10 protein-coding genes are annotated in these 12,736 nt (G+C 40.6%); all 10 read left to right on the top strand.

The annotated features are described in order from the left end of the window. Nucleotides 1-12: 12 nt before the first annotated feature. On the top strand, nucleotides 13-603 hold the full coding sequence (locus tag ACTCIM_RS02545; protein ID WP_464278782.1) for an HD domain-containing protein: 591 nt from the start codon (nucleotides 13-15) through the stop codon (nucleotides 601-603). After that, on the top strand, nucleotides 590-1,165 hold the full coding sequence (locus ACTCIM_RS02540) for a hypothetical protein (RefSeq protein ID WP_472313695.1): 576 nt from the start codon (nucleotides 590-592) through the stop codon (nucleotides 1,163-1,165). The genes ACTCIM_RS02545 and ACTCIM_RS02540 overlap by 14 nt, the downstream gene beginning before the upstream one ends. Nucleotides 1,166-1,168: 3 nt before the next feature. After that, the gene (locus ACTCIM_RS02535; RefSeq protein WP_472313692.1) at nucleotides 1,169-3,364 is read left to right on the top strand and encodes a CHASE2 domain-containing protein; all 2,196 of its coding nucleotides are present in this window, start codon (nucleotides 1,169-1,171) and stop codon (nucleotides 3,362-3,364) included. Between the two features lie 56 nt (nucleotides 3,365-3,420). Next, on the top strand, nucleotides 3,421-4,191 hold the full coding sequence (locus ACTCIM_RS02530) for an MlaE family ABC transporter permease (RefSeq protein WP_464278779.1): 771 nt from the start codon (nucleotides 3,421-3,423) through the stop codon (nucleotides 4,189-4,191). A 2-nt stretch (nucleotides 4,192-4,193) separates the two neighbouring features. Further along, entirely contained in the window at nucleotides 4,194-4,949 is a 756-nt protein-coding gene (locus ACTCIM_RS02525; RefSeq protein WP_464278778.1) for an ABC transporter ATP-binding protein, read from the top strand. Nucleotides 4,950-4,961: 12 nt separating this feature from the next. Continuing rightward, a complete protein-coding gene (locus ACTCIM_RS02520; RefSeq protein WP_464278777.1) occupies nucleotides 4,962-6,473 on the top strand; it encodes an MlaD family protein in 1,512 nt (503 codons plus the stop codon). A 69-nt stretch (nucleotides 6,474-6,542) separates the two neighbouring features. Further along, entirely contained in the window at nucleotides 6,543-7,811 is a 1,269-nt protein-coding gene (locus tag ACTCIM_RS02515) for an alkaline phosphatase family protein (protein WP_472313689.1), read from the top strand. Further along, nucleotides 7,808-9,904, top strand: a complete 2,097-nt coding sequence (locus tag ACTCIM_RS02510; protein WP_472313687.1) for an ATP-dependent helicase — start codon at nucleotides 7,808-7,810, stop codon at nucleotides 9,902-9,904. Before ACTCIM_RS02515 ends, ACTCIM_RS02510 begins: the two co-directional genes overlap by 4 nt. Before the next feature lie 26 nt (nucleotides 9,905-9,930). Further along, nucleotides 9,931-10,830: a thiamine-phosphate kinase gene (gene thiL / locus ACTCIM_RS02505; RefSeq protein WP_472313685.1), complete on the top strand. Its 900-nt coding sequence runs from the start codon at nucleotides 9,931-9,933 to the stop codon at nucleotides 10,828-10,830. An 87-nt stretch (nucleotides 10,831-10,917) separates the two neighbouring features. Further along, nucleotides 10,918-12,717 carry a translation elongation factor 4 gene (gene lepA / locus ACTCIM_RS02500; RefSeq protein ID WP_464278774.1) on the top strand — a complete coding sequence of 600 codons (1,800 nt, stop codon included), beginning with the start codon at nucleotides 10,918-10,920 and terminating at the stop codon, nucleotides 12,715-12,717. The last annotated feature ends 19 nt before the right edge of the window (nucleotides 12,718-12,736 follow it).

The raw sequence follows: 12,736 nt of genomic DNA, 5'->3' as shown, positions 1-12,736 counted from the left end.
AAGGTGTTAAGGATGAAAGATAAATATAAAGCAATGGTGGATTTTTTGTTCGAGGTGGGGATGTTAAAAAAAACTCCCCGTACAGGGTATCAATTTTTAGGTACTGGTAAAGAAAATGTAGCAGAGCATTCCTTTCGTACAGCTATTATTGCCTTTGTTTTAGCCAAAAATAGTGGTAAAGATGCCTATAAGGCAGCTTTAATGGCTCTTTTTCATGATTTACACGAAGCCAGATGTGGAGATTTTAACTATGTATATAGGATTTATAACAAGAGCGATGAACGACAGGCTTTAAAAGACAGCTTGCAAGATACAGGCATTGAAGAAGAGGTGTTAGATTTTTATCAGGAACTGGAAGAAGTAAAAAGCGTAGAAGCAGCTTTAGTGCAAGATGCAGATCAACTGGATTTGATTTTGAATTTAAAGGAGCAACTGGATCTGGGAAATAAATACGCTGCTAAATGGCTAGATTGTGCCTTAAAAAGGCTTAGGACTGAAGAAGGGAAAAAATTAGCGCAAAAAATTCTTCAAACAGATCATACGGACTGGTGGTTTAAAACTCCTGATCCTAGCTGGTGGACAAAGAAAAATGGGCAGGACTAGTTTAACACTTTCTTTATTATCTTCTAAAATTTTTTTGTACAGTGGGGCCATTGTCTTTTCTCTGGGGGTACATTTGTTTCTTATTTACAGTACTTTTTTGTTGTTTTGGCGTCCGGTATTGTCCTTACCAGATTTTTTTTCTTCTTCTAAAAAAACTCTGGAAGTAGAGTTATATAACTATCGCGTGCATGGAGAAATATTAAAAAAAATATCTTATTTAGAAGACTTAGCAGTAGTTGGTAAGCCTGAAGAAGGGGTGGAGGATAAACTCAGATTGTCTCTGGATAATCCAGAACAAAGAAAAGTTTTGAGAGCTATAAAAGATATTTTTTTAAGTTTTTGGCAAAGGGAAGAAATTGGTGAACTGGGTCGAAGTGTGGTGGTGTTTGAGGTAAGCAAGGGAAGAATTCAGGATTTTTTTATTCAAGAATGGGAAGGAACAGATTTGTTTCTGGAGAAACTTTTATTTTTTTTAAAAAAGCTACATTCTTTGCAAATCGCTTACACTGGAGAAAAGCCTCTCTGGTTTGAGTGTGAGTTTAGTGTGGAGCCAGCAGGTTAGTTTATGCGCTATCAAAATAGATATTTTTTCCTTTTAAGCTTAAGCACGCTTTTATTTTCCTTGTTTCTTTATTTTTATCTTCCCTCTTTTCTCCAGATTTTAGAACTAAAAAGTGTGGATTGGCGCTTTCACTGGCGAGGAAACACCCTTCCCTCTCAAAAAGTAGTAATTGTAGCCATTGATGAAGAAAGTTTGGAAAAGGTGGGACGCTGGCCCTGGTCTCGCACTAAAATGGCCCAGCTGGTAAAGAAAATAGATGCTGCTTCTCCTTTGGCTGTAGGCTATGACATTGGCTTTTTTGAGCCAGAAGTTAATGTAGCCCAAAAGGAAGTGCTTACTCTCTTTGAATTTTTAAAGCAAAAGCATAAGCTGGATAAAGAAAGTCAGCAATTTTTAGAGCAACGGCTTTTGGCCAACTATCCTGATTATTGGTTAGCCAGGGCCTTGTTAGAAACCAATTCCACCCAGGTGCTTGGTTATTACCTTAATTTTGAACCCAGTAAGCAAAAACAAAAATTACCTTTAAATACAGCCAAATACACAGGGGTCAAACTTCTACAACCTGAAAGTGTTTTTCAACCTTTACAGGCAAGTAAGGTGCGCTCCAATCTGGAATTGTTGCTCAAAGCTGCAGGTAAGCAAGGGTATTTTAATGTAGTTCCAGATGAGGATGGCTCTTATCGAAGATATCCTTTGGTTCTGGAGTTTAGGGAAAACTACCTGCAACCTCTGGCTTTAAGTTTGTTTAACCATGCTAATAAAAGTAGTTTTGTAGTTGTGGGCAAAGCTGGTATATTAGGGGTAGAAGTGGGTAAGGTGTTTGTGCCCACAGATGAGAGAGGTTTTTTATTTTTAAATTATAGAGGAAAGGCTCAAACCATCTTACACTTGCCTGCCTGGAAAATACTGGCAGGAGAAATAGACCCTTCTTTACTTCAGGGTAAGTATGTTTTGGTGGGGGTTACTGCTCCTGGGGTTTATGATTTGCGGGTGACTCCCTTTGGAGTGGCCTATCCTGGCTTAGAGATTCAAGCCACTGCTTTAGATAACTTGTTACAAAAAGACTATCTTCTGCGTCCAGGTTTTGCTCCTCTTTTTGACCTGGTTGCTATTATTTTGCTGTGGTTGGGTGTTTCCCTGGCTTTATTCTATTTAACACCTTTTTTTAGTTTAATGGTTTCTTTGATTTTAGGCCTAAGTTTTATTGGCTTAAATTTTTATTTTTTTACTCATAAGTTATACTTGCTTAATCTTGGTTCGCCTCTTTTGACTTTAGTGATAAGTTATGTTGTCCTTCTCTCCTATAGAATTTTATTTGCAGACAAACAGAAAAAGAATTTACGCAAGGCCTTTTCCAAATATCTTGATGCCAAATTAGTAGAAGAAATAGTTAAAGAACCGGACAAATTAAAGCTGGGAGGAGAAAAAAGGGAATTAACTGTGCTTTTTTCTGATATAAGAGGCTTTACCACCCTTTCGGAAAAACTCGCTCCAGAAGAACTGGTTTCTTTACTTAATAAGTATTTAACTGAGATGACTCAAATTATTTTACAGGAAAAAGGGCTTCTGGATAAATATATTGGGGATGCAATTATGGCTATTTTTGGCACTCCTATCTATTATCCAGAACATGCTCTATGTGCCTGTAAAAGTGCTTTGTCCATGCTCTTAAAATTAGAAGAGTTGAATACTAACTGGAAGAAAACTAAAGGCCTGGAACTAAACATTGGCATTGGTATAAATACTGGAGAAATGGTAGCAGGTAATATGGGGTCGATAGAAAGGTTTGATTATACTGTAATGGGAGATAATGTAAATTTGGCTTCTCGTTTAGAGGGCTTAAATAAATATTATGGGACCAATATTTTGGTTTCAGAATTTACCTATGAGCAGGTAAAAGAACATTTTTCTTTTAGACTTATAGACAAGGTAAGGGTAAAGGGTAAGGAAAAACCGGTAAAGTTATATGAACTTTTGCCAGAGAAAAAGGCCACTATTTTCCAAAGTTATAAAGAGGAATATGAAGAGTTTTTGAGTTATTATTTTGCTGGAGAGTTTGAAGCTGCTTCTGAAAAATTACTGCTTTTGGAAGGTAAAACCAGGGATAAACTCTGGGAATTGTATAAAGAAAGGTTAAAGGTTCTTAGACAGAGTCGGCCAGAAAACTGGGATGGCGTATATACCTTTGCTGTAAAATAATTGTCAAAGTAAGGTTTTTTTTTTAATCAAGGAAAAACACTTGTGGTTGGATAGAGATGTTTAAGCTTTTTGCCTGGTTGGGAAACATATGTTTAAGCTTACTCCAGGAAATGGGTAAGCTCTTGCTTTTATTTTTGGAAGCAATAATCTGGCTTTTCCGCCCTCCTTTTCGTTTTCGGCTTTTTGTAAAACAATTGGAGTTTGTGGGAGTCAATTCCTTATTTGTGGTGCTTTTGACTGGTCTTTTTACAGGAATGGTTCTGGCTTTACAAACCTACTATGCCTTTCGCTTGTTTTCTGCGGAAAGCTTGGTGGGAGCTACAGTTGCCCTTTCCATGACCAGAGAGCTAGGACCAGTTATTACAGCCCTTATGGTTACAGGTAGGGCTGGCTCAGCTATTGCTGCTGAGATTGGTACCATGAGAGTAACCGAGCAGATAGATGCTCTTACAGTTATGGCCATAAGCCCGGTTCAATATCTGGTAGTGCCCAGGATTCTGGCTGGAGTTATTATGTTGCCTTTGCTTACAATACTTAGTGATTTTGTGGGCATTGTGGGTGGGTATCTGGTAGGTGTGAAGATTTTGGGCATTAATAGTGGTTTGTTTATCAATAAAATTTATGAGTATGTGGATGTAGATGACCTCTATAATGGTTTAATTAAAGCGGCTTTTTTTGGTTTAATTTTGACCTTAGTGGGTTGTTATAAGGGATTTTACACCCGAGGTGGAGCTGAAGGAGTGGGCAAGTCCACCACTCAATCAGTGGTTCTGGCTTCGGTTTTAATTTTAATGTTTGATTATGTTTTAACTGCGTTGATGTTTTAGCCATGGAACATATTATTTCCTTAAGAGATGTTTATAAGAGCTTTGGCAGCCAGCAGGTTTTAAAGGGCCTTAATTTAGATTTACCTAAAGATAAGGTAAATGTAATCATAGGTAAAAGTGGCGGTGGTAAAAGTGTTTTATTAAAGCACATCATTGGACTTTTAAAGCCAGATAAAGGCCAGGTATTGGTTGCTGGAGAAGATATTGTCCCGCTTTCAGAAAGGGAACTGGCTAACATAAGAAGAAAATTTGGCATGCTTTTTCAGGAAGGAGCACTTTTTGACTCCCTTACCGTAGAAGAAAATGTAGCCTTTCCTTTAAGAGAGCACACTAAAAAGTCCTGGGCAGAAATTAAAGAGATTGTAGAACAAAAACTGGCCCAGGTGGGGTTAAAGGGAATGGGCTATAAAATGCCTGCAGAACTTTCCGGAGGTATGCGCAAAAGGGTGGGATTGGCCAGGGCTCTGGCCTTAGATCCAGAGATAGTGCTTTTTGATGAGCCCACTTCTGGCCTGGATCCTGTGATGTCTGCTGCTATTAATCACCTTATTGTCAGGACTAAAGAGGAATTTGGAGCTACCTGTATTGTTATTAGTCATGATATCAAGGCAACCATGGAGACTGCAGACCATATTTTTATGCTTTATGAAGGAAAAATTATTGCTTCAGGCACTCCAGAGGAAATACAAGCTTGTGAGGACCCGGTAGTTAGACAGTTTATTTTAGGACGGGCTGATGGCCCTATTAAGGTAATTTAGAGGGGATTAGCAATGGGAAGGTATTCTCTAGAGGTAAAAGTGGGGATTTTTGTTTTTATCTCTTTATTGGTCTTGGCTTACATGACCACGCAGGTAACCAGAGGAAAGTTTGTTTCTGGAGATATGTATCCTCTAGTGGTTTATTTTGATAATGTAACTGGATTGAAAAAAAATGCTCCAGTGGAAATTGCAGGAATTGAAGTGGGATTGGTAAAAGATATTGGCCTGGAAAATGGTCGGGCCAGGGTGGTATTGGCTTTACGCCCGGATGTTAAGGTGCATGCTGATGCTGTGGCCAAGATTCGCACCCGAGGGGTTCTGGGGGATAAATTTGTAGAAATCACCAGTGGTAGTGCTTCTTATCCTCTGTTAAAGGAAAAGGAGGTTATTGCCCGTTCTGACTCTGGCGCAGATTTGGGTGAGCTCATGCAAAAAGTGGGCAGTATTGCAGATGACATTGGTAGAATCACCAGAAGTGTTTCCAATGTCCTGGGTGGACCAGAAGGTGAGCAAGATTTAAGGCTATGGATTACCAATTTAAAGGAAATGTCCATTGAGCTGAATAAAATGGTTCAAAGTAATTTGCAAAGTGTAAATAAAATTGTGGCCAATTTAAGGGAATTTTCTGAGGATATAAAGGATATTAGCGGCGGCAATAAAAAAGAAATTAACCGCATAGTGCGTAACTTTGATGTGGCTATTTTAGAACTAAAGGAATCCATGCTGAAAATGAATGAACTGCTGGAAAAAGCCAATAATGGCCAGGGCCCTCTGGCCAAGCTGGTTTCAGACAAAGAAATGGGAGAAGGTTTAAAGCAAACAATTAGTTCCTTAAAAACAGTGGCTAAAAATATAGAAGAGGGTAAGGGTACCCTGGGGAAGTTGATAAATGAGGATACTACAGCCAAAAATCTGGATAAGACTTTAGAGGGCTTGAATAAATACCTGAGCAAGCAAGACAAATTTAAAACCAGTATAGACGTACATTCAGAATATCTTACAGACACTGGAGATACCAAATCTTATGTTACTTTGCAGATTAAGCCCAGTGTGGATAAATTTTATTCTCTATCCATTATAGACGACCCCAAAGGTGAGACCAAAGAAACTAGCACCTACCGTCGCTATCGTACGGATAAGGGAGCCTGGCATACTTATGAAGAAGAGGAAAAAGAGACCAAAGAAGATGGCCTTAAGTTTTCCTTACAAATAGGCAAGCGTTTTCATGACTTTGTGGTTAGAGGCGGTATTATTGAGTCTTCTGGTGGGGTCGGCCTGGATTATTATTTGTGGGACGATAGGGTAAAATTGTTTTTTGAGGCCTTTGACTTTGATGACGAAGACCCTGCTCATCTAAAGGCTGGGGGCAATATTTACTTGCTTCGCAATGTTTATCTTACTGCAGGTATGGATGACTTTGCCGATAGTGAGGACAGGTCCTTTTTTGTAGGTGGTGGGCTTTTCTTTACAGATGAGGATATTAAATATATCCTGGGCTCTACTCCCTTGCCTAAGGGGCAATAAAAATTAATTTTAATAGGAGTTAAGAAAAGGCAGGCTAAAACCTGCCTTTTCTTTTTTAAAGGGGATAGAATGGGGAAAAAACTGGTAGTAATTGGCCTGGATGGACTTTCTTTTTCTTTGGCCAGGTATCTGGTAGCAGAAGGTATCTGGAGTAATGTGGGCAAATATTTGGACTTAGAGCAGGGAACTTCCTTTTCTTCAGAAATACCCTATCTTTCACCTGTCAACTGGACTTCTTTTTTTACTGGTAAGGGGCCAGAAGAACACGGTGTCTTTGGTTTTACAGAATTTAATAAGGAGAAAGGAGAGCTCTTTTTTTCTGATTTTACGCATGTTCAATCGCCAACTATCTTTGAGGTACTGGGGCAAAAGGGATATTTTCTTAAGGTATTAAACCTGCCGCATACCTATCCTGCCCGCCCCTTACGAGGACAACTGGTAGCTGGTTTTTTGGCTTTAGACTTACAAAAGGCTGTATTTCCACCCATGCTCTATCCTTTGCTGAAGCAAAGGGGCTATGTTTTAGAGGGTGAGACCATTAAGGCCCTTCAGGACCCAGCCCTAATTTTCCCAGAGATAGAAAAGAGTTTACTGGCCAGGCAAAGGGCCTTTGAACTACTCTGGGCTGATTTAAGCTGGGATTTGTTTATTGTGGTAATCACAGAATTGGACCGCTTGTTTCATTTTTGTTATCCTTATTTGTTCTCCTCCCATCCCTTGCAGGAAAGGATGTTGCTTTTTTTAAAAAAAGTGGATGCTTTCCTGGGGTTAATTCTGGAACGCTATTTTGCCCTTGCTGGTAAGGACAAAAGGCTTATGCTGGTAGCTGACCATGGTTTTACAGAGTTAAAAGTGGAGGTGGATTTAAATGCCTTTTTGGCCCAGCAGGGATTTTTGACCTGGGCCAGGCAAGCCAGAAATGAATGGGATGTGCAAAGCATAGCCAAGGACTCTAAGGCCCTGGCCCTGGATAGTGGACGGATTTATCTGTACCCTTTTTCTAAGGTTAAGGATTTTTCTTTGGGGTTAAAGTTAAAGGAAGTTTTGCTGCAACTGGAGTATAAAGGCGAGAAGGTTTTGCCAACCATTTTTTTAAAAGAAGAGCTTTATCCCCGGGCTAATTTTGAGCATACGCCGGATTTGGTTTGTATTCCTGCTTCTGGGTTTGAGCTAAAAGGAAAATTTGACCGTAGAGAAATTTTCGGTCATTTTGGCCGCAGAGGAGCGCACAGGGAAGAGGATGTATTTTTTTGGGACTCCTGGGGATTTAAACCCCGTAGAACCAGAGATGTGGGACAAGAAATTTTACATTATTTTGAGGGAAGTATTTTAGTATGAAAATAGATTATGCGAAAGAGTTAAATGAAGCCCAGCTAGAGGCTGTTTATAATCTAGAAGGGCCTTTGTTGGTCATTGCTGGAGCCGGGAGTGGTAAAACCAGAACCATTGTATACAGGCTGGCTTACCTGGTGGAGCAGGGTATCTGGCCAGAAAATATTTTACTGCTTACCTTTACCCGCAAAGCCGCGGCTGAAATGCTTAGAAGAGTGGAAGAGCTTTTAGGCAGAGATGTGGCTGGAGTGGGGGGCGGTACTTTTCATAGTTTTGCCTATGCAATGTTGCGCAAATTTGCTTCTGCTGTGGGTTTAAATCAGGGTTTTACGGTTATTGATACCAGTGATGCCAAGGATATTATTGGCCAGGCTAGAGCCAGCTTGCATCTGGATAAAGACAAGGGGTTTCCCAATAAAAATACCATTTATGACCTTATTTCCAGGTCTAGAAACAAGGAATTGGCCTTAGAGGATTTTTTATCTGCCAACAGTTATCATTTATTAAAGTTTTTACCAGAACTGGAGCGCATTTTTAACTATTATCAAAATTTTAAAAAAGAGCATTTTTTACTGGACTATGATGACCTCTTATTTACCTTTGAAAGTTTGTTGCAGGAAAAAGCAGAGATTAGAGAGTTTATGCAACAGATGTTTAAATATGTCATGGTAGATGAATACCAGGATACCAATTTGGTCCAGGGAAGGATTATTAAGCTTTTAGTGGGAGAACAGGGCAATGTGATGGCTGTAGGAGATGATGCCCAGTCCATTTATGGTTTTCGAGGGGCTACAGTGGAAAACATTTTAAATTTCCCCAAGCTTTTTCCAGGGACCAAAATCATCAAGCTGGAACAAAACTATCGCTCTACGCAACCCATTTTGGAATTGACCAATCATATTTTAAAGCAGGCCAGAGAAAAATATCCCAAGAAGTTATTTTCTCATAAAAAGAGCAGTGTAAAACCAGAAATTATCTATACCACCAGTGACTTGAGCCAGGCCCAGGTGGTGGTGCGCAAAATAGAAGAACTGGCCAGGACCTATCCTTATTCAGAAATAGCGGTGTTATTCAGGGCAGGTTATCAATCCTTTGCCCTGGAGATGGAATTGGTGAAGTTGGGGATAAGTTTTTACAAATATGGGGGTCAGAAGTTTTCTGAAGCTGCCCATATAAAGGATTTAGTTGCTTTTTTGCGTTTGGTAGCCAATCCTTGTGATATTTTGGCCTGGACCAGGGCCCTGGGAAACTTAAAAGGTGTTGGCCCTAAAACCTGTCAGCGTCTATATCAGGCTTTTATGGAAGGTAATCAGGAAATAAGTAAATCCCTGTGCGCCCAGAAGCCAGAATTAAAGGAAGTCCTGGAAAAGCTAGAAAACTTGCGTTTTAAGTCTCTTAGCCCGTTAAGTGTGTTAGAGGAGATAATGACCATTTATGGTCCCATTATGGAAGAGAAATTTGTGGATGATTTACCCAAGAGAATGGCCGGCGTGGAGCAGTTAATGCAAATTGCTTCTACCTATGACAACTTGGATGTCTTTTTGGCAGATTTGAGCCTGGAGCCTTCCTTAAGGGAAGAAAAAAGTAAGGATAGATTGGTCCTATCCACCATTCACTCGGCCAAGGGCCTGGAGTGGTCAGCCGTACTTATCCTGGACCTGGTGGAAGAGCGCTTTCCTTCGAAACTGGCCATGCAAGACCCCAAAGAAATCGAGGAAGAAAGGCGTCTTTTGTATGTGGGGTGTACCAGGGCCAGGGAATATTTGGGGTTGTTTGTGCCAGCTACGGTTTACAATCGTTATCAAAACAGTTTTGACCCAGCCAGCCCCAGTCCTTTTATTCGGGAGATAATACCTTCTCTGGTAAAAAGTTATAAAGAAACCTATTTTGGAGAGATTGTGCCTTTAGAAGAAGAAAAAAAAGAAGAGCCAAAGCCCAGGCCAGAAAAAAACAATTTTACTGCTACAGGTAATTATTGTGAGCATAAAATCTTTGGCACAGGCAAGGTTATTGCGCACATTCCTCCCAATAAGTACAAGGTTAATTTCCCCCAATTTGGTTTAAAACTGGTACTGGAAGATTATCTTACCTTTAAGTGATGTTTGGAGAAGATTTTTTTCTAACTTTGCTGGATAATTATTTTGTCCAGGAAAAAAAAGGGCTTTTGGTGGCCAGAGGAGATGATTGCGCCCTAATTGAAGGTAAGTCCTTTGCCTTAAGTAGCGACCTCTTTTTAGAAAAGGTACATTTTGATTTAAGGTATTTTTCCCTGGAAGACGTAGGCTATAAGGCTTTGGCCGTAAATCTGAGTGATTTAGCTGCTGCTGGGAGCTGGCCAGAATATTTTTGCCTGCAACTAATCTGGCCCAGGAAGTTTAGTTTAGAGCAAAGTGAAGAATTATTTAAGGGCATGTCCCAATTGGCAAGTCAATTTAAACTGACTTTGATTGGGGGAGACTTGAGCCAGGGAGATACTCTGGGGCTGGCCATTACCATCTTAGGTAGTGTGCCCTATAGATTTTTGCCCCGTAAACAGGCTAAAGAAGGAGATCTGGTTTTTTTGGTGGGAGAAATTGGCCTTTCCAGGGTTGGTTTTTTAGCTTTGCAAGCAGGAATTTCCGGTTATCCCCGCAGTAAACAGGCCCATTTACGCCCCAGGCCCCTGGTTAAAGAAGGTCTGATTTTAGCCCAAAAAAATGTTAAGTCTCTCTTAGATGTATCTGATGGTGTGGCCAGGGATATTTTTAGATTGTTGCCAGAAGGTCTGGGCCTTAATCTCTTTTCAGACCTTCGTTTACCTGCGGAAGTTGTTTCCTTTGCTACAGCCAGGAATTTATCTCCCCTACACTTAGCCCTGGAGGGAGGGGAGGATTATGCCCTTTTAGGCGTGGTGGAAGCTAGCCAGGTAGAAGAGTTGCTTGCAGATTTGCCTTACGTGCAAATTTTAGGAGAGGTAAGCAAAGGTGCTGGTATTTATTATCAGGGTAAAAAACTGGAGCTTAAAGGCTTTGATCATTTTAGTTAGCCCCTTTTGGGAGGTAGTCTAGAATTAGACTTTAGAGTTTTTTTTGTTTAAAAGGCCTTCACTTCGCGTAAGGGAGAAATATTTTTTATGGATATAAAAAAAATAAGAAACTTTAGTATTATAGCCCATATAGACCATGGCAAGTCCACTTTAGCCGATAGGATTCTGGAGATTACAGGGCTTATTGGAGATAGAGAGAAAAAAGACCAGTATCTGGATAAAATGGACCTGGAAAGGGAGCGCGGGATTACCATTAAGGCCCAAACCGTGCGCATTCCTTATAGGGCCAAGGATGGGCAGGAGTATATTTTAAACCTCATTGACACCCCTGGACATGTGGACTTTTCCTATGAAGTTTCCAGAAGTCTTGCTGCTTGTGATGGCGCGCTTTTAGTGGTGGATGCCACTCAGGGAGTAGAGGCCCAGACTTTAGCCAATGTCTATCTGGCCTTAGACCATGACCTGGAAGTCTTACCTGTACTGAACAAAATCGATCTGCCCAGTGCAGAGCCAGAACGGGTTATTGCTGAGATAGAAGAAGGTATTGGCCTGGATGTGGAAAACATTTCTATGGTCAGTGCCAAGACAGGAGAGGGAGTCCCTGAACTTTTGGAAAAAATTGTGCAGTTTATTCCCCCACCCAAAGGAGACAGAGATGCTCCTCTTAAGGCTTTAATCTTTGACTCCTGGTATGACCCTTATGTGGGTGTGGTGGTTTTATTTCGCGTAATAGATGGAACCATTTCCCTGGGAGAAGAGATTTTAATGTACTCTACAGGGAAAACTTACGAGGTGATTCGCCTGGGTGTATTTTCCCCCGAAGCTGTATCTATAGACCAACTAGGCCCAGGTGAAGTGGGTTTTCTCTGTGCCAATATTAAAGAGTTAAAGGATGCAAGGGTTGGTGATACCATTACCCATCCCAAAAGGCCTACTCAGTCACCTTTTCCTGGGTTTAAAAAAATAAAACCCATGGTATTTTGTGGTCTTTATCCTGTAGACCCTGGAGATTACGAAGATTTGAAGTTTGCTCTGGAAAAGTTGCAGCTTAATGATTCTTCTCTGTTTTTTGAAGCAGAAACTTCCCAGGCCTTAGGCTTTGGTTTTCGTTGTGGTTTTCTAGGCCTTTTACACATGGAGATAGTGCAGGAAAGACTGGAAAGAGAATTTAAGGTTAACTTGATAGCTACTGCTCCTTCAGTGGTTTATAAGGTGGTGAAGGTGAGTGGAGAAATAGTTAATGTAGATAATCCAGCCAAATTGCCTCCTCCAGTAGAGATTGCGGCCATTAAAGAACCTTATGTGCGAATGGAAATATATGTGCCCAATGAGTTTGTGGGCAATGTTTTTAAGCTCTGCGAAGAAAAAAGGGGTATTCAAAAGGATTTGCGCTACTTAACGCCCTCGCGGGTGATTGTTACCTATGAACTTCCTTTTGCAGAGATAGTGTATGACTTTTTTGACCGCTTAAAGTCTGTTACCCGTGGTTTTGCTTCTTTGGATTATGAGGTAATAGATTTTAGGGAGTCTGATCTGGTGAAACTGGATATTTTGATTAATGGCTCGCCAGTGGATGCCATGGCTACTATCGTGCACAGGGATAAAGCCTATTACAAAGGTAGGGCCCTGGCTCTGAAATTAAAAAAGGTTATTCCCAGGCAGCTTTTTGAAGTGGTTATTCAGGCAGCTATTGGCAATAAAATTATTGCCCGGGAAAGGATTGCTCCTTTGCGTAAAAACGTTACAGCCAAGTGTTATGGCGGCGATATTACCAGAAAGCGTAAACTTCTGGAAAAACAAAAAGAAGGCAAAAAGAGAATGAAAAAAATGGGTAATGTGGAAGTGCCACAGGAAGCCTTTTTGTCCGTGCTTAAGGCGGATGAATAAGTTCAAAAAGAGGAGTGTG

The organism is Desulfonauticus sp. (assembly GCF_055126295.1).
Note: the sequence above shows the minus strand (reverse complement) of the source record. Positions and strands in the feature narration are given on the sequence as shown.